Below are 18,616 nucleotides of genomic sequence, written 5' to 3'. Positions count from 1 at the left end.
TCGTGCACGACCGACGAGATCAGGAGTGCAGCCAGGCTGGGCGCTGCTGAACGTTCGGATGCGCCTGGTGGGCGAGGAACCTGCCGGCCCTCGCCCACCAGGATTTGATCAATCGGCGGAGATGATTCGCGAGCGGACATCGTCGAAGGACATCGCTCCGGTCCAGATCCGCAGGCGGCTCAGCCCTCCCGCGAAGAAACTGGTGTCGGAGGCGCCGCCCATGGTCAGGCTTCCGGTGCCCTGCTGGGGCGTCGTAGCGGCGTTGTTGTCACCGTCGTCCACCGGCGTGGCACCCACGTACAGGTGCATACGGCCGCCCTGGTCCTGTGCGTCGTACACACCGGTCAGCGTCACCGGGGAACTCTTGTCAGCCAGTTCGGACAGGTTCGTCACATCAGCCGTGGCCCCGGTGGTGCCGGAGGACGTGGTGCGTAGAAACTTCCACAAGTAGGCGTCCGTGCCAAGCTTCCTCACGACGAGGGCCCAGGAGGCTCCCCCGCTTCCGTTCTGGCCGGCGATCTGCGCCTGGTAGCCGTCGGGTTTGGTGTTGAGCACGTCCGGATTGATCTGGGCCTGGGCCGAGACGCTGAAGGAGCCCGTCTCGTCGATCGTCGGCCCGGTCACCGACGCGTAGCCGCCACTCCCGTTCAACACCAGCGTGCTGGACTCCTCGTCCAGGCTCGCTCCTGATGACAACGCCATGGCGCCGATCGGGTAGTCCGAAGACTGGCTAACCGACGTTCCCGACGAGGTCTCCGCATTCCAGTCGGCCATCAGCTCAACACTTGGCGCGTTGTTCTCGCTCGCCTGTGCCTCCTTGGCGACCGCGTCCGCGGACAACGCGTCCTGCCATACGGCGACTTCGTCGATGCGGCCACGGAAGTACTGCCCGGCGGCGCCCCGCACGATCGCGCGCCCCACCTGCAAGCCCTGCCCCGCCTCCCAGGGAACGTAACTGGGAGCGGCGGCATACAGGTTCACCGGCTCACCCTGGGCGCGACCGTTCACGAACAACTGGATGGTGTCGTCGTGCGGCGTCCGATTGCCGCTCCCATCCTTGGCAGCGGTGAAAACACCTGCGAGATGCGTCCACACCCGCAGCGGCGGATCGGTGGCGGACGCAGCGGACCTGACGAAGACCGGTGTGGCCGAGTCCGTGGCCGTGTAGTGGAACACGTAGGACTTCGAGGACGAGGAGTAGTACAGCGCGAATGCCTGGGCCTGAGTGCCGGGCGCGGTCAGGATCATGCGGCTCGACGAAGCATCCGTGAGGTAGACCCAGGCCGAGACGGTGAACGAGTCCGCGGTGCCCACCACCGGCATGGCCGAATCGGCGTACGCCTGCTGCGAGGCGGGGTTGCTGCTGTCCATCCAGAGCGAGGTGTCCTCGCCCCCTCGCCGAGCCATGGTGGAGAAGCCCGCGCCGTCGTGCATCGTCAAGTCGTGTGTGTCAGCGGAAGGATTGTGCTGCGGGTCGTCGGCCGCGCTGTCCTTGGCCGTAGTCACCCCGGAACCGGGATCGCCGTCGTCGAAGTGCCAGCGGCCGACCGGCCCCGGCGGCAGACTCACCTTGAAGTCGAACGTTTCGGGCGTACCCGTCCGCGCCCGCACGTCGATGGGCCACACCTTCAGGTGGTGCGTGCCGCCCAGAGTGGGTGTGACGTTGTTGACCTCGGCCGTGTGATCGGAGTTCGCCGTGATGGTGTGCGTGCCTCCGACCTGGCCGTTCGGACCGGTCAGTGTCCACTGGTATTTACTGATGTCCGAGTCCGCGCTGTTGGGCTTGAACACAAAGGTGCCGGCAACACCCGGGCCGCCCTTGTCAATGCAGACCTCCAGGCACTCCACGTACGGCGAACCGTTGACGGGATCCTTCGGCTCGATCGTCGGGGCCTTGGGTGCGGTGGAGTCGATGACGAAGTAGCACCACGGCGAGAACGAGGAGTACAAGTCACCGGTGTCGTTGTTGTACGACCAGTGGGACTGCGTGCGCGCCCGGTAGCGGTAGGCGGTGCCGTCCGTGCGCTTCGTCGTCTGCTTGTCCAGCAGCGTGCCGTCCGGGACGTAGCCGTCTGGGGCGTCGTCCGCCCAGATCTCCTCCCATGTACCGTCCGCAAGCTGGCGCGCAATGCGGTAGTTGACCTTCAGCTGGCCCTTACTGTCGTTGGTTCCCGGCGAGACCTCTGTTTCGACTCGGGCACGGACCGTGGGCTGGTCCACCGTGACGGCCAGCGGGTCGCTCGCCGGCTGGCAGTAACCGTGTGCGTTCACACCTGCCACGCCCGGGATGACACCCACGTTGATCGGCACACCGGGATCCGGCACATAGTCCACGGTGATCACGGCGTTGTCGTCGAAGCGCTTCCAGGCGCGCGGTTCGCTTTCGTCGAGGGCACGCAGCATCAGCGTGAGCCGGGGGAACTTACCGTCGGCGAAATCCTGCACGTTCTTCGTCAGACTGCCGTTGAACTCAACCCAGGAGTCAGGCTGGGAAGGACTACAGGCATCCCCTCGACCGGCTGACACCTTCACGGAATCCATGACGTTCCCGATCGCCGGGCCAGGCCATCGGGTTCCCTCGGTGATGTTTCCGGTGCGCTCCAGTTTGACCGTATAAGGATTGCAGGTGAAAGACCACGTCTCATAGGCGCGGAACGTGGCATTCAGAACATGCTTTCCGGCCAGAGCCGCGGGGCTGAACTCGAAGTACATGCGGTTCACGTAGTTGTTGTCGTAACTGTCACCGCACGGGTAACCGTCCGCGGTCGCACAGCGCCCCACCCCGTAGTCGCCCGAGAACTGGTAGAACTTGTCGCCGTCGGAGGACAGCACCGTCCGTTCCGAGCGCGAAAGCCCCACCGACGGGTCGATGTAGACCGGATACACCGTGCTGTCTCCGCGCAGCAGGCTCAAGTCGGGGGCGACGGCGATACTGTCGTCGCCGACCTGTACGGGAAGGGTGGCCGAGGCGTCGCCGTCGCCCGGCTGCACGGGCACATCACCATCCGCAGCCGCCGCATCAACGCCAGCGGACGCCTCGGAGCCTGACAGCATCTGAGACTGGACCCCGCTCTCGTCGCCGGCGGAATCCCACATCTGCCCCGCCGGCCCCGTGAACACCGCATTGCCGTCCGCGTCGACCGCCCGCAGCCCGCCGCCGGACCCCGCGATCACCGACACACCCTCGCCCGCCACGGCGAACCGCAACTGCTCTAGAGCCTGGTTCTGTGCGGCCTCCGCCGTCTTGACCCGCAGGACCTCGCGGTATCCGTCCGGCATCGCGGTGAGCTGCAGATCCACCCCGGGCAAAACTTCCGCGTACGTGGCTGTCGACCCGTCCAGCGACGGCTCGGGAAGATCGCCGGGCCACCGCACCGACAACGTTCGCTGATCCTGTCCCAGGCGAACCATTTCCTGATCACCACCGGCAGAGAACGACGCGTCCAACGCGGCGTAGCGAGGCCCGATCGTGCCATCGGCCCTGCGCTCAAGCGTCGTGTCGATGTCGTGCCACTCACCCGAGGCGTCCTTGGCCCGCTGCGGTGACGTCGCCTGCTTCAGCGTGTACGTCCCGTCCGGGTTCGCAAAGGTCTGCGTGTATTCGGTGCGCTCAGCCGTCACCTCGACCGGCTCGCCCGACGCCGCAGCTTGCTCGGACGGTGTCTGGGTGGCCGACGTATCGGCATGAACAGCCGGAGCGTTCACCAAAACCACCCCGCCGGCGAGTAGTGCCCACGCCAGAAGTCTTGCGGTCGTACGACGCGCCGAGAGATTCCAGGCAGACGGAATCCCTTTCCCCCGTTGCAATTTCACAGCCCCACCCCATGCATCACACAAGCATCGCAAAGATGGGGCGGATCGTAACCAGGTGGATACACAGAAGCGCAAGAGTGACCTGGGTCACATGGTGGAGTTTTACATCCTCAACTACAGAGAAAGGGCCATTTAAAGGGCTGACAAATCTCGGAGTGAAGCGAACACCCAAATGATGCCGCGCAAATAACAGGTGAACAGCACTCCAGCCGCCTCCGCGCTACACCGACTCCGCCACAACCGCCCCCACAAGCGCCGCCACCCACACCGTCACGACGCCGAAGACCAGCAGAACGAGGTCCCAGTCGACGCTCGGAACCCAGCGGCCGGCGCGTTTGCGAAGGGTGAATCGGCGACTCAGATCCGGCCGGCCGGTGAGGAATCTCGCCGCAGCCGTGCCGAGGACGAGCCCGGCGACGGCAGCGGCCCCGTCAGGTAGCGGCGCGTACAGCACCGCCACAACGGCCACGGCCGCGCCGCCGAGCAGCCACGCCCCGCAGACCATCAGTACCAGCTGCGTGGCGCCCTTCTTGCTGAGGAACAAGCTCTCACCTCATCAACACCCCCGCCGCCTCCACCAGCTCCTCCGACGGCACCGTCACCAGGCCCAACTCCGCGCCGGAGGCCAGTAGTCGGTGGGTCGGGAGGATGCGGACGGTGTAGCCGAAGGGGCCCGTGCGGTCCAGGGAGAGTGGGCCCTCGTATACCCAGCGTCCGTCGCCGTCCGGGCCGCCCGCCGGTTTCAGGGGGACCGTTGTCGCGGACGCGATGCTGTCGTTCGCGTCGACTCGGCCCGAGACCGCCTGGACCTCTACGTCGTCCGGGCCCAAGTCCGCCAGGCCCACGCGGACGCGGAGGTTGAGGGTTGTGCCCAGTTCCGCCGTCGCCGTCGCCGCCGATGTTTCGACGTGGTCCACCGTCACGGCGTGCCAGGATGCGCGGACCCGGGCTTTCCAGGCCGCCAACTCCCTTGCCGTGTCCGGGGTCATGGCTCGGTGAGCGTGGGCCGCGGGGGCGTAGAGGCGTTCCACGTACTCGCGGACCATGCGGCCTGCCAGGAGTTTCGGGCCGAGGAGGGTGATGGTCTGGCGGACCATTTGGATCCAGCGGTCGGGGAGGCCTTCCTGGCCGTGTTCGTAGAAGCGGGGGGTCACCCGCTGTTCCAGGAGGTCGTAGAGAGCGTTTGCCTCTATGTCGTCCCGGTGGTCGGGGTCGGTGCCTGTGCCGTCCGCCGTGGGGATCGCCCAGCCGAAGTCGGGCTGGAACCACTCGTCCCACCAGCCGTCCAGGACGGAGAGGTTGAGGCAGCCGTTCAACGCCGCCTTCATGCCCGACGTACCGCAGGCCTCCAACGGGCGTAGGGGGTTGTTCAGCCAGATATCGCAGCCCGGGTACAGCTTCTGCGCCATCGCCATGCCGTAGTCCGGGAGGAAGACGATGCGGTGGCGGACGCGCGGGTCGTCCGCGAACCGGACCAGCTCCTGGACCAGGCGCTTTCCGCCGTCGTCCGCCGGGTGCGCCTTGCCGGCCACCACGATCTGGATCGGGCGGTCGGGGTGGAGCAGGAGGTCCATCAGACGGTCCCGGTCGCGCAGCATCAGCGTCAGGCGTTTGTACGACGGGACCCTGCGCGCGAATCCGATCGTCAGGACGTCGGGGTCGAGGACACCGTCGATCCAGCCCAACTCCGCCGTACCCGCGCCGCGTTGGCGCCAGGAGGCCCGCAGGCGTTCCCGTACCTCTACGACCAGCTGCTCGCGCAGGTTGCGCCGCAGCTCCCAGATGTCCTGGTCCGGGATCTCCGCCACCGCGTCCCAGCGGTCCGAGGCGCCCACGGTCAGCGCGTCCTCGGTGCGCTGGGCGCCGATCTGGCGGGCGCCGAGGCGGAAGACCTCCGGGGCCACCCAGGTGGGGGCGTGGACACCGTTCGTGACGGAGGTGATGGGGACTTCCTCCGGGTCGAAGCCCGGCCACAGGCCCGAGAACATCTCCCGGCTGACCTGGCCGTGCAACAGGGATACGCCGTTGGCCCGTTGGCCCAGGCGCAGGCCCATCACCGCCATGTTGAAGAGGTTCGGCTCGCCGCCCGGGTAGGTCTCCATGCCCAGGCGGAGGACGCGTTCCACATCTATGCGCGGGAGTTCGGCGTCTGGGCCGAAGTGGCGGGCGACCAACTCGCGGTCGAAGCGGTCGATGCCGGCCGGGACGGGGGTGTGGGTCGTGAAGACCGTCCCCGCGCGGACCGCTTCCAGGCCCGAATCGAAGTCCAGGCCGTCGGCGCAGAGTTCGGCGATGCGCTCCAGGCCGAGGAAGCCCGCATGGCCCTCGTTGGTGTGGAAGACCTCGGGGGCCGGGTGGCCGGTCAGGCGACAGTGCGTCCGGACAGCACGTACTCCTCCTATGCCCAGCAACATCTCCTGGAGCAGGCGGTGTTCGCTGCCGCCGCCGTAGAGGCGGTCGGTCACTCCGCGTTCGCCGAGGTCGTTCTCCTCCACGTCCGAGTCGAGCATCAGGAGCGGGACCCGGCCGACCTGGGCCAGCCAGATCCTCGCGTGCAGCGACTTGCCGCCGGGCAGGGCCAGGGAGACCTGGGCCGGGGTGCCGTCGGGCTCCTTGAGGAAGGTGACCGGGAGTTCGTTGGGGTCGAGGACGGGATAGTGCTCCTGCTGCCAGCCGTCCCGGGAGAGGGACTGGCGGAAGTAGCCGTGGCGGTACAGGAGTCCCACGCCGATGAGCGGGACGCCCAGGTCACTGGCCGCCTTCAGGTGGTCGCCGGCGAGGATGCCGAGGCCGCCGGAGTACTGGGGCAGGGCCGCCGTGACGCCGAACTCCGGGGAGAAGTAGGCAACGGCGGCGGGGAGTTCGGCGGTCTGGGTCTGGTACCAGCGGTCGCCGGTCACGTAGGCGTGCAGGTCTTCGGTGACCGCGGAGAGGCGGCCCAGGAAGGTGTCGTCCGCGGCCAGCTCGGCCAGCCGGTCGGTGGACACGCTGCCCAGGAAGCGTACGGGGTCGCCGTCCGAGGCCGCCCAGTGTTCCGGGTCGACGGACTGGAAGAGGTCACGGGTCTCCGCGTGCCAGGACCAGCGCAAGTTACGTGCGAGATCGCTGAGCGGCCGGAGGGGTTCGGGGAGAACGGGACGGACGGTGAATCGACGGATCGCCTTCACATTCCACCTCGACGGGGTCGCTGCGCTGACGCACGCCGGTGTACGTCTTGTCGTCGCCTACGAAGGTACCGGTGTTTTTGTGGGCCTCGCTGGGGGCTGCCGCCCCCAGGCCCCCGCCTCGACCCTCAACGGGCCTTGTCCTCAAACGCCGGACGGGCTGAGTTAAATCCACGCAAATTTCACACGCACCCCATGACCGATATGGCCGATTCCCACCCCGTAGGCCTCCTTGTGGTGCTTCAGCCCGCACGAGAGGCTGCTTGTGGAGTTGAGGAGGGGAACTCGACATGGCACGGACGCGAACACGGCGTCTGCGCTGGGCGGGGGGTCTGACCGCGGTGAGCTGTGCCGCCGCGCTTTCGGCCATCGCCCTGCCCGCGCACGCCGCACCGGAAGGACGGATATTCGGCGCCGGAGAACCCGGCGCCGTCAGCGGCAGTTATCTGGTGACGCTCAAGGGGGATACGACGGCTCCGTCGGCGGCCGGTAAAGGGCTGGCCGAGAAGTACGGAGCGAAAATAAGCCACACGTACGGCACGGTCCTGAACGGCTATGCCGTGAAGGCCAACGAGAGACAAGCTCGGCTGCTCGCGGCTGACTCCCGCGTCGCCTCGGTCGTCCAGGACATGCGCGTGACCGTGGACCACAGCCAGAAGAACCCGCCGAGCTGGGGGCTCGACCGGATCGACCAGCCGAAGCTTCCGCTGGACAAGTCGTACACCTGGCCGGAGTCCGCGGGCGCCGGGGCGACGGTGTACGTGATCGACACCGGCATCCGGATCACGCACAAGGACTTCGGCGGGCGGGCCAGTTACGGCTGGGACTTCGTCGGCAACGACAAGACCGCGACTGACGGGAACGGCCACGGCACGCATGTCGCCGGCACCATCGCCGGCAAGACCTACGGCGTCGCGAAACAGGCCAAGGTCGTCGCCGTGCGGGTGCTCGACAACGCCGGGGCGGGCACAACGGCCCAGGTCATCGCCGGCATCGACTGGGTCACCAGGCACGCCAGGAAACCCGCGGTCGCCAATCTCAGCCTCGGCGGCATCCACAACGCCCAGCTCGACGCCGCCGTACGCAACTCGATCAAGTCCGGCGTGACCTACACGGTCGCGGCGGGCAACGACGGGCTGCCGGCCTCGCTCTACTCCCCCGCGGACGTGAAGGAGGCCATCACGGTCGGCGCGACCGGCACGAACGACGCGAAGGCGAGCTTCTCGAACTACGGCTCGGCCCTCGACCTGTTCGCCCCGGGCGTGTCCATCACCTCGGCGTCGTACGCGAGCGACACCGCAAAAGCGACCTACTCCGGTACGTCGATGGCGTCGCCGCACGCGGCAGGCGCGGCCGCGCTCTATCTGGCCGACCATCCGAAGGCCACACCGGCGCAGGTCTCGAAGGCGCTGGTCGCGGAGACGGTGTCCGGGAGAGTCACCGGGAAGGGACTCGGCTCTCCGAACAAACTTCTCCAGGTACCTGGCGCGTAGGGCAGGTCCTAGTGGCAGAGTGGCTGCACCGGCCCCGTTCATCACGGACGGGGCCGGTCGTGTGTAGACATACGCGTGAGTAGTTAACAACGTGCCGGATTGCCTACCCGAATAGGGTGGGAAGGCTCCTCCGGTACACCTCACAGTCACGCCACAGCAGCATCCTCGCAGGACCCACCTCCCCACCACCCATCCGCCCACACCCTCGTTGACGCGGACAGGAGCGGTCATGCCCGCCACGCACCACTCGTCAGCACCCCCGACACCCCGCACCGACGCGCCCCCCGTACCCCCGGTGGGCGTCGCGCCACGGACCCCGGCCCCGGACCCGGCCCAAGCTCCGGCTCCGGCTCCGGCTCCGGCTCCGGCTCCGGCTCCGGCTCCGGTCCAGGAGAAACCCTCCGCGCCCGCGGACGAAGCGACCGGCACCACAGCCGATACCGCGACGGACGCCGAGATCAAGACCGTCGTCGGGCGCATACCCGTCCTCGACGTCGGCCCGATGGTCCAGCACGGGCGCAGGCCGGCCAAGGCGGTGGTCGGCGAGACGTTCCAGGTCACGGCGACCGTGTTCCGCGAGGGACATGACGCCGTCGCCGCCAATGCCGTACTGAAAGATCCGGAGGGCCGCCCCGGCCCGTGGACCCCGATGCGCGAACTGGCCCCCGGCACCGACCGCTGGGGTGCCGAGGTCAGCGCCGGGCGGCCCGGGCTCTGGTCGTACACCGTGGAGGCCTGGAGCGATCCCGTCTCCACCTGGCGGCACCACGCGCACATCAAGATCCCGGCCGGTATCGACACGGACTTGGTGCTGGAGGAGGGCGCGCGGCTGTACGAACGCGCCGCCGCCGCGGTGCCCAAGGGCGGGGGCCGGCGCAAGACGCTGCTCGCCGCCGTCGCGGCCCTGCGGGACGAGACCCGCCCGCCCGCCTCCCGGCTCGCTGCCGCCCTCACTCCGGATGTGGATGCGGTGCTGGCGCGGCATCCGTTGCGGGAGCTGGTGACCGCCTCCGAGCCGTTGCCGCTGCTGGTGGAGCGGGAGCGGGCGTTGTTCGGGTCCTGGTACGAGTTCTTCCCCCGCTCGGAGGGGACTGCGGAGGTGCCGCACGGCACGTTCCGCACCGCCGCCCGCAGGTTGCCGGCGATCGCCGCGATGGGCTTCGACGTCGTCTACCTGCCGCCCATCCATCCCATCGGGACCACCTTCCGCAAGGGCCCCAACAACACCCTGTCCGCCACCGCGCAGGACGTCGGGGTGCCGTGGGCGATCGGCTCCCCCGAGGGCGGGCACGACGCCATCCACCCGCGGCTGGGCACCATCGAGGACTTCGACCACTTCGTACGCCAGGCCGCCGGCCTGGGCCTGGAGGTGGCGCTGGACTTCGCGCTGCAGTGCTCACCCGATCATCCGTGGGTCGACAAGCACCCGGAGTGGTTCCATCACCGCAGCGACGGGACGATCGCCTACGCGGAGAACCCGCCCAAGAAGTACCAGGACATCTACCCGATCGCCTTCGACCGGGACCTTGACGGACTGATCGCCGAGACCCTGCGCGTGCTGCGCCACTGGATGGCACACGGCGTGCGGATCTTCCGCGTCGACAACCCGCACACCAAGCCGGTCGCGTTCTGGGAGCGGGTCATCGCGGACATCAACCGCACCGACCCCGACGTCATCTTCCTCGCCGAGGCCTTCACCCGCCCGGCGATGATGCGCACCCTGGCGCAGGTCGGCTTCCAGCAGTCGTACACCTACTACACCTGGCGCAACACCAAGCAGGAGCTCACCGAATACCTCACCGAGCTGTCGGGCGAGACGGCCGCCTACATGCGCCCGAACTTCTTCGTCAACACCCCCGACATCCTGCACGCCTTCCTCCAGGACGGCGGCCGCCCGGCCTTCGAGCTGCGCGCGGTGCTGGCCGCGACGCTCTCCCCGACCTGGGGCGTGTACTCGGGCTACGAGCTGTGCGAGAACACGCCACTGCGGGCGGGCAGCGAGGAGTACCTCGACTCGGAGAAGTACCAACTCCGCCCCCGCGACTGGGAGTCCGCCGAACGAGATGGACGTAGCATCGCGCCATTGATAGGCACGCTGAACGCGATCCGGCGCCGCAGCCCGGCCCTGCGGCAGTTGCGTGATCTCCACTTCCACCACGCGGACCAGGAAGCGGTGATCGCGTATTCGAAGCGGAGGGGATCGAACACGGTTCTGGTGGTCGCCAACCTCGACCCTCACCACACCCAGGAGGCGACGGTCTCGTTGGACATGCCGCAACTCGGCCTGGATTGGCACGAGTCGGTGCCGGTGCGCGACGAGCTCACCGGCGAGACCTATCACTGGGGCAGGGCCAACTATGTGCGCCTCGAACCGGGCACCAGGCCCGCGCACATCCTCACCGTCCTGCGACCGTCCACCCCGCAGATCGGAGGGTCACCCACAATATGATCGTCAACGAGCCCGTCCCGGACACCTTCGAGGACACGCCTGCCAAGGACCGGAATCCGGATTGGTTCAAACGAGCCGTCTTCTACGAAGTCCTCGTGCGCTCCTTCCAGGACAGCAACGGCGACGGCGTCGGCGACCTGAAGGGCCTCACCGCCAAACTCGACTACCTGCAATGGCTCGGTGTCGACTGCCTCTGGCTGCCGCCCTTCTTCAAGTCACCGCTCCGGGACGGCGGTTACGACGTCTCGGACTACACCGCCGTCCTGCCGGAGTTCGGTGACCTCGCCGACTTCGTCGAGTTCGTCGACGCCGCCCACCAGCGCGGCATGCGCGTGATCATCGACTTCGTGATGAACCACACCAGCGACCAGCACCCGTGGTTCCAGGAGTCCCGCGCCAACCCCGAAGGCCCGTACGGCGATTACTACGTCTGGGCCGACAAGGACGACCAGTTCCAGGACGCGCGGATCATCTTCGTCGACACCGAGGCCTCCAACTGGACCTTCGACCCGGTGCGCAAGCAGTACTACTGGCACCGGTTCTTCTCCCACCAGCCGGATCTGAACTACGAGAACCCGGCCGTGCAGGAGGAGATCGTCTCCGCGCTGCGGTTTTGGCTGGACCTGGGTATCGACGGCTTCCGGCTGGACGCGGTGCCGTACCTCTACCAGGAGGAGGGCACGAACTGCGAGAACCTGCCCGCCACGCACGAGTTCCTGAAGCGGGTGCGCAAGGAGATCGACGCCCACTACCCGGACACGGTGCTGCTGGCGGAGGCGAACCAGTGGCCCGAGGACGTCGTCGACTACTTCGGCGACTACGCCTCCGGCGGCGACGAATGCCACATGGCCTTCCACTTCCCGGTCATGCCGCGGATCTTCATGGCGGTGCGGAGGGAGTCGCGCTACCCGGTCTCGGAGATCCTCGCCAAGACCCCGGCCATCCCCTCGCACTGCCAGTGGGGCATCTTCCTGCGCAACCACGACGAGCTGACCCTCGAAATGGTCACCGACGAGGAACGCGACTACATGTGGGCCGAGTACGCCAAGGACCCGCGGATGCGCGCCAACATCGGGATCAGGCGGCGGCTGGCACCCCTGCTGGACAACGACCGCAACCAGATCGAGCTGTTCACGGCCCTGCTGCTGTCACTGCCCGGCTCGCCGATCCTCTACTACGGCGACGAGATCGGCATGGGCGACAACATCTGGCTCGGCGACCGCGACGCCGTACGCACGCCGATGCAGTGGACACCGGATCGAAACGCAGGTTTTTCGTCGTGTGACCCCGGCCGCCTGTACCTGCCGACCATCATGGACCCCGTCTACGGCTACCAGGTCGCCAACGTCGAGGCCTCGATGTCGTCGCCGGCCTCGCTTCTGCACTGGACCCGGCGGATGATCGAGATCCGGAAGCAGAATCCGGCCTTCGGACTCGGCTCTTACACCGAACTGCCCTCCTCCAACCCCGCGGTCATCGCCTTCCTCCGCGAATACCAGGACGACCTGGTCCTGTGCGTCCACAACTTCTCCCGTTTCGCCCAGCCCACCGAACTCGATCTACGCGCCTACGCCGGGCGCCATCCCGTAGAGCTCATCGGCGGAGTCCGCTTCCCGGCCATCGGCGAGCTCCCCTACCTCCTCACCCTCGCGGGCCACGGCTTCTACTGGTTCCGGCTCCGCAAGGACGCCCAGTAGGCCGTCGTCCCGCTCAACCCGGGCGGGCCGGTTTCCCCCGCCCCGCCCGGGGCACGCAACAGTGACACCCCCGACCATCGCCCGGGGAAAGGACGCGACGCCATGTCGGAAGCCGTCAGCCGTACCGCCACGACAAGCCCCGGCAGTCCCGGCCTCCTCGCGTCCCTGGATCCGTTGCTGCGGGAGTGGCTGCCCCGGCAGCGCTGGTTCGCGGGCAAGGGGCGTCCGGTCACCGGGTTCACGCTGGTCGCGGCCACGGAACTGCTCCCGGCCGACGGAAAGGTGGGCCTGCACCATCTCCTCGTGCGCGCTCATCAGCCGCTCGCACTGGGCGGCTCGTCCGCCCACCCGGGCGACTGCTACCAGCTGCTCATAGGCGTGCGCGAGGCGCTGCCACCCCGGCTGGCGCCCGCGCTGATCGGACATGTGCAGGAAGGGCCACTCGCCGGACGGACGGTGTACGACGCCCTGTACGACACCCGGCCCGCCGAGGTGCTCCTGGAGGCGCTGCGCACCCGGGCCCGCATCGGCGGGCTGCGCTTCGAACGGGACCCGCACCAGGAGATACGTTCCGGACTCGTCCCGCGGCTGGTGACGACCGAGCAGTCGAACTCGTCGGTCGTCTACGGAGATACGTTCATCCTGAAGCTGCTGCGCAGGATCGTGCCCGGCACCAATCCCGACCTGGAGCTACCGCTGGCGCTGGCCCGGGAGGGCTGCCCGCGGGTGCCCGCGCCGGCGGCGTGGATGCGGGCCGAGCTGGACGGTGAGCCGTACGTCCTGGGCGTGCTCCAGCCGTTCGTGCAGGGCGCGGCGGACGGCTGGGAGCTGGCGCTGCGGGAACTGGCCAAGGGCGAGGACTTCGGCGCCGAGGCACGGGCGCTGGGGCGGGCCACGGCCGAGGTCCACCTGGCGCTGGCCCGGGCCCTGCCCACGGTGACCCTGGGCCACGCCCAGCTGGAGCTGCTCGTCGACGGCATGGTCGAGCGGCTCGACGCGGCCGCCCAGGCGGTACCGGCGCTGCGCCCCTACGCGCCGGGGCTGCGCTCCGCCTTCGAGGCGCTGGCCGACCTGGCGGCGGAGGGCCGTACGTGGATCGCGCAACGCATCCACGGGGATCTGCATCTCGGGCAGTGCCTGCGTTCCGCGTCCGGGGAATGGTCGCTGATCGACTTCGAGGGCGAGCCGGCCAAGCCGCTGGCCGAGCGCCGGCTGCCGCAGCCGACGGTGCGGGACATCGCGGGGATGCTCCGCTCCTTCGACTACGCGGCGCTCTCGGCCGACCCCCCGGTGCCTGGCTGGGCGCACACCTGCCGGGCCGCGTACTGCACCGGGTACACCGAGGTCAGCGGCCGTGATCCGCGCGCCGACCCCGTTCTGCTGCGGGCCTACGAGACGGACAAGGCGATCTACGAAGTCGTCTACGAGGCCCGGCACCGCCCCGACTGGCTCCCGGTCCCGATGTCGGCGGTACGTCGCCTCGCCACGTCCGACTGACCGCCCCGGTCTCACCTTCTTCCGGTTCTTCAAGTTCTCCAGCTTCTTCCAGTTCTTCCAGGAGGCCTCGCCCGTGATCCCCCGCCCCCCGTCCGACGGTTCGAAGAATCCAGCCGAGAAGAAGGCTGCTGAGCTGGCTGGGAAGAGTGTGAAGGAGGCTGCCGCGAAGAAGACCGTGGCGAAGAAGGCAGCTGGGAAGAAGACCGCCGTGAAGAAGTCCAGTGCCAAGAAGGTCAGTGCCAAGAAGGCCGGCGCGAAGAAGGTCGGCACCAAGAAGGTCGGTGCCAAGGCAGTCGGTGCCAAGAAGATCGCGGCGAAGAAGGCTCCGGTCAGGAAGCCGGCCTCTGCCGCCGAGAAGGGGTCGGGCAAGAAGGTGGCGGTGGGCAAGGTGGCGCTGGAGAGGGTGCCCGAGCCCTCGGCCGTCTCCGCTGCGCCCGTCGACTCCGCTGAGGCCGTCGACTCCGCAGCCGACTCTCCTACGGCCATCTCTCCCTCCCCCACGGTCATCTCCCCCGCCGTCGACGCCGGCGACCGCGAGCGGCTGCTCCGCGGGGACCACCACGCCCCGCACTCCGTGCTCGGCGCGCATCCGGTGCCCGGCGGGATCGCCTTCCGGGCCTTCCGGCCGTACGCCCTGTCCGTGACCGTCGTGGCCGGGAGTCTGCGGGCCGAGCTGCACAACGACGGCGACGGGTTCTTCACCGCGCTGCTGCCGCTGCGGGACGTCCCGGAGTACCGGCTGCTCGTGGCGTACGAGGGGGCCGAGCTGGAGGTCGAGGACGCGTACCGTTTCCTGCCCGCGCTGGGTGACCTGGACCTGCACCTGATCGGCGAGGGCCGGCACGAGCAGCTGTGGCGGGCGCTCGGCGCCGAACCGATGACCCACGCGGGTGTGACCGGCACGCGCTTCACGGTGTGGGCGCCGAACGCGCGGGGCGTACGGGTGGCCGGCACTTTCAACTTCTGGGACGGGACGGGCTACCCGATGCGCTCCCTCGGTGCCTCCGGGGTGTGGGAGCTGTTCGTGCCCGGTATCGGCGTGGGCGAGCTGTACAAGTTCGAGATCACCCGGCCCGACGGTTCGAGGACGCTGCGCGCGGACCCGATGGCCCGCCGTACCGAGGTCCCGCCGAACACGTCGTCGATCGTGGACGTCTCGGTCCACGAGTGGAGCGACGGGGACGCGGAGTGGCTGGCGCGGCGCGGGGACACGCCGGTGCACGAGGCGCCCCTGTCGGTGTACGAGATCCATCTGGCGTCCTGGCGACCCGGACTGACGTACCGTCAACTCGCCGAACAGCTACCGGCGTACGTAAAGGACCTGGGCTTCACCCACGTGGAGTTGATGCCGGTCGCCGAGCACCCCTTCGGCGGCTCGTGGGGCTACCAGGTGACGGGCTTCTACGCGCCGACCGCACGGATGGGCACCCCGGACGACTTCAAGTACCTGGTGGACGCCTTGCATCAGGCCGGCATCGGCGTGCTGATGGACTGGGTGCCCGCCCATTTCCCGCGCGACGACTGGGCGTTGGCCGAGTTCGACGGACGTCCCCTCTACGAACACGAGGACCCGCTCCGGGCCGCCCACCCCGACTGGGGCACCCTGGAGTTCGACTTCGGCCGCCGAGAGGTCCGCAACTTCCTTGTCGCCAACGCCGTTTACTGGTGCGAGGAGTTCCATATCGACGGGCTGCGGGTCGATGCCGTCGCCTCCATGCTCTACCTCGACTACTCACGCGAACCGGGGCAGTGGCTCCCCAACGAGCACGGTGGCCGCGAGAACCTGGACGCGGTCGCGTTCCTCCAGGAGATGAACGCGACGGTGTACCGGCGGGCGCCGGGCGTGGTCACGATCGCGGAGGAGTCCACGGCCTGGGACGGGGTGACCCGCGCGACGCACCACATTGGCCCGGGGGGCTTCGGCGGCCTCGGCTTCGGCCTGAAGTGGAACATGGGCTGGATGCACGACTCGCTCGACTACGTCGCCCACGAACCCGTTCACCGCAAATTCCATCACCACGAGATGACGTTCTCCATGGTGTACGCCTACAGCGAGAACTACGTGCTGCCGATCTCGCACGACGAAGTGGTCCACGGCAAGCGGTCATTGGTGTCGAAGATGCCGGGTGACTGGTGGCAGCAGCGGGCCACCCACCGCGCGTATCTGGCCTTCATGTGGGCCCATCCCGGCAAACAACTCCTCTTCATGGGCCAGGAATTCGCCCAGGGCGCGGAGTGGTCGGAGACCCACGGCCCGGACTGGTGGCTCCTGGACCCCGCGTATGGCGCCGAAGCCGACCACCGGGGCGTGCGTGACCTGGTCCGCGACCTCAACACCGTCTACCGCGCGACCCCGGCGCTGTGGCAACGCGACACGGATCCGGCGGGCTTCCAGTGGATCGTGGGCGACGCGGCGGAGGACAACGTCTTCGCGTTCTTGAGGTTCGACGCGGACGGCACCCCACTCCTGTCGGTGTCGAACTTCTCCCCGGTCGTGCGCCACGACTACCGCCTAGGCGCCCCGGACGACATCCCGGCCTGGCACGAAACCTTGAACACCGACATAGCTGCGTACGGCGGCAGCGACGTCACCAACCCCGACCCCGTCAAACCGGAGCCCCACCCCTGGCACGGCCGCCCGGCCAGCATCCAACTGACGCTGCCACCGTTGGCCACGGTGTGGCTGCGACCGGCTTAGTTTCTCGCCCCCGCCGCCCGCTGGATTGTGCCGGCCTGGGCTTGATCTTTTTAGCCCGTCCGGCGTTTGAGGACGAGGCCCGTTCAGGGCCGAAAGGGGGGTCTGGGGGCGCAGCCCCCAGGGATGGGACGGGTAGGGGCGGCGGGGGCGACCTCAAACGATCAGCCGACGGAGGGCGCCTCACCCTTCCTGTCCGCGACCCCGATCTCCAAAAGGGCGCTCTCCGTTGTCCCGAGGTAGACGAGACTCGACGAGTCGAAGACCCAGGCATACCCCTTTGACGCGCCCTTGAACGTGAGACCGACGCCCTTCCGGCCCGCGGCGTCCTTCACCTCGTCCACGACGCTTACACCAGGGAGCTTGGCCATCGCACGATAAATCGCGGTGCTGAGGTCGGGCAGCAAGGTGGCGTTGTCGATGACGGCTCCGAGGTTCTCGACGACGATCTCCGTGCGACGGCTCGATTCCACGCCCTTGGCATCGCCGTAGAACTTCTTCAGCAGCGCGTCGGGGTCGGTGGGCAGAGCCTCAAGCTGCCGGAAGGTCAGGTATCCGACGCCGTACATGGTCATGACCGCCTTCTTGGAAGGGTCGGCGACCGCGACGCTCTTCCTCAGACCGGACCGCTTGCCGTCCACCGAATCCCATTGTTCTCGCCGGACGGCCCCCTTGTACTCCTCCGGCGTGAAGAACCCCTTGCGCTTCGCAAGCTCTTCGGGATCGTTGAACGCGACGCCCAACTCGCCCGCCGCTCCTTGGGACTTGGTGTAGATGAACTGGTCGTCGCGTACGGTGACCGCCGGGCGGTCGGCTGCCGCCAGGGCGATCCGGTCCAGCAACTGCGCGGCATTTTGGTGGGCGTCCGCGGTAGCGGTGACACCTGCGGCAGCTGGGTCGCGCCGGCTGTCCTGCGCGCTGTCGACCGCCACCACGCCCAGGCTCACGACGGCGGCCAGCGCGAGCGGCGCCGCGACGAGAACGAGGCGCCGGCGTACGTGGGGCACAGGTGGGGTGGGGTGGGTGATGTGCTCCATCAGGTGTTCCCTCAGGACTCGGTGGCGGTCCTGCGCGAGCACCGGGCGGCCCGGCGCGGGCAGCAACTCGGCCAGATCCTGGTGGTCGACCGGCTGATCGCGTCGTCGCGGGTTGGTGTTCATCGCTTCTTCTCCTGCAGGGACCGAGCCGCCTGATGGCGGCTACCCGGTGACTGTCCGACCACGGCGGGGCGTTGCACTCCGCCCGGCCCGATGCCGCCGTCGAGTTCGCGCTCGGTGAGCTTGCGCAGGCGTTTTCTCGCGCGCGAGAGCCGGGACCTTACGGTGCTGACGGCCACGCCCAGCGCCTCGGCCGCTGTGGCCGCGTCCAGCCCCTCCCACACGCAGAGCGTGAACACCTCGCGCTCCCCGCGCCGCATCAGGCTCAACGCCTTCTGGGCGGCGGCAAGTTCCGCGGAGTCGGCGAGCCGCTGTGTCACCTCGTCGGCGAAGTCCGGAACGGGATCGGGGGGTGGGACTCTACTGAGGGCGGCCTGATGTCTTCGCGCCGCGCGCGCGGTGTTGCGCGCGACGTTCGTCGCGATCCCCAGCAGCCACGGCCGCAGACTGTCGTCCCCCGGCAACACCCGCTCACGCAGCCGCCACGCCTCCAGGAAGGTCAGCGACACGATGTCGTCGGCGATGCCCCAGTCCCCGGTCATCCGAACGGCATGCCGATGCACCACCGAGGCATGCTCGTCGAACAGCTCCCTGAACGCATCCGGATCCCCGGCCCGCACGCGACCGCGCAGTGAATTCTCCACACCCCTC

General features: G+C 68.5%; 10 protein-coding genes. 5 read left to right on the top strand and 5 right to left on the bottom strand.

The genetic code is table 11. From position 1 onward, the window contains the following. Positions 1-108: 108 nt before the first annotated feature. The 3 genes from AC5DRG_RS36340 to AC5DRG_RS36330 form a co-directional block, all read right to left on the bottom strand. Positions 109-3,705, bottom strand: coding sequence for a LamG-like jellyroll fold domain-containing protein (locus AC5DRG_RS36340; RefSeq protein WP_491803881.1), 3,597 nt, complete (start codon positions 3,703-3,705; stop codon positions 109-111). 328 nt (positions 3,706-4,033) lie between these two features. Beyond that, positions 4,034-4,357 (bottom strand): hypothetical protein, encoded by a 324-nt coding sequence (locus AC5DRG_RS36335; RefSeq protein ID WP_491803880.1) that lies wholly within the window; start codon positions 4,355-4,357, stop codon positions 4,034-4,036. Between the two features lie 4 nt (positions 4,358-4,361). Beyond that, a complete protein-coding gene (locus AC5DRG_RS36330; RefSeq protein WP_491803879.1) occupies positions 4,362-6,980 on the bottom strand; it encodes a glycosyltransferase family 1 protein in 2,619 nt (872 codons plus the stop codon). Between the two features lie 287 nt (positions 6,981-7,267). Here AC5DRG_RS36330 and AC5DRG_RS36325 point away from each other — a divergent pair, with 287 nt between their 5' ends. The 5 genes from AC5DRG_RS36325 (at position 7,268) to glgB (ending at position 16,811) form a co-directional block, all read left to right on the top strand. Next, positions 7,268-8,470 (top strand): S8 family peptidase, encoded by a 1,203-nt coding sequence (locus AC5DRG_RS36325; protein WP_491803878.1) that lies wholly within the window; start codon positions 7,268-7,270, stop codon positions 8,468-8,470. Positions 8,471-8,699: 229 nt separating this feature from the next. Further along, positions 8,700-10,919: an alpha-1,4-glucan--maltose-1-phosphate maltosyltransferase gene (locus AC5DRG_RS36320; protein ID WP_491803877.1), complete on the top strand. Its 2,220-nt coding sequence runs from the start codon at positions 8,700-8,702 to the stop codon at positions 10,917-10,919. Continuing rightward, positions 10,916-12,616, top strand: a complete 1,701-nt coding sequence (gene treS, locus AC5DRG_RS36315) for a maltose alpha-D-glucosyltransferase (RefSeq protein WP_491803875.1) — start codon at positions 10,916-10,918, stop codon at positions 12,614-12,616. Before AC5DRG_RS36320 ends, treS begins: the two co-directional genes overlap by 4 nt. A gap of 102 nt (positions 12,617-12,718) precedes the next feature. Further along, a complete protein-coding gene (locus tag AC5DRG_RS36310) occupies positions 12,719-14,113 on the top strand; it encodes a maltokinase N-terminal cap-like domain-containing protein (RefSeq protein WP_491803873.1) in 1,395 nt (464 codons plus the stop codon). Positions 14,114-14,186: 73 nt separating this feature from the next. Beyond that, the gene (glgB, locus tag AC5DRG_RS36305; RefSeq protein WP_491803872.1) at positions 14,187-16,811 is read left to right on the top strand and encodes a 1,4-alpha-glucan branching enzyme; all 2,625 of its coding nucleotides are present in this window, start codon (positions 14,187-14,189) and stop codon (positions 16,809-16,811) included. Between the two features lie 161 nt (positions 16,812-16,972). On the opposite strand, the gene AC5DRG_RS36300 is transcribed toward glgB, so the two are convergent. Beyond that, positions 16,973-17,968, bottom strand: a complete 996-nt coding sequence (locus AC5DRG_RS36300; protein WP_491803871.1) for a CU044_5270 family protein — start codon at positions 17,966-17,968, stop codon at positions 16,973-16,975. Beyond that, positions 17,965-18,609, bottom strand: coding sequence for an RNA polymerase sigma factor (locus AC5DRG_RS36295; RefSeq protein WP_491803870.1), 645 nt, complete (start codon positions 18,607-18,609; stop codon positions 17,965-17,967). Before AC5DRG_RS36295 ends, AC5DRG_RS36300 begins: the two co-directional genes overlap by 4 nt. Positions 18,610-18,616 lie beyond the last annotated feature (7 nt).

It is taken from the genome of Streptomyces sp. JLBG701, assembly GCF_058544905.1.
This window is presented reverse-complemented; position numbering and strand designations above follow the sequence as displayed.

Coding starts and splice junctions, on each gene's coding strand:
- AC5DRG_RS36325 (WP_491803878.1), top strand. CDS start 7,268: ATGGCACGGACGCGAACACGGCGTCTGCGCTGGGCGGGGGGTCTGACC.
- AC5DRG_RS36320 (WP_491803877.1), top strand. CDS start 8,700: ATGCCCGCCACGCACCACTCGTCAGCACCCCCGACACCCCGCACCGAC.
- treS (WP_491803875.1), top strand. CDS start 10,916: ATGATCGTCAACGAGCCCGTCCCGGACACCTTCGAGGACACGCCTGCC.
- AC5DRG_RS36310 (WP_491803873.1), top strand. CDS start 12,719: ATGTCGGAAGCCGTCAGCCGTACCGCCACGACAAGCCCCGGCAGTCCC.
- AC5DRG_RS36300 (WP_491803871.1), bottom strand. CDS start 17,968: ATGAACACCAACCCGCGACGACGCGATCAGCCGGTCGACCACCAGGAT.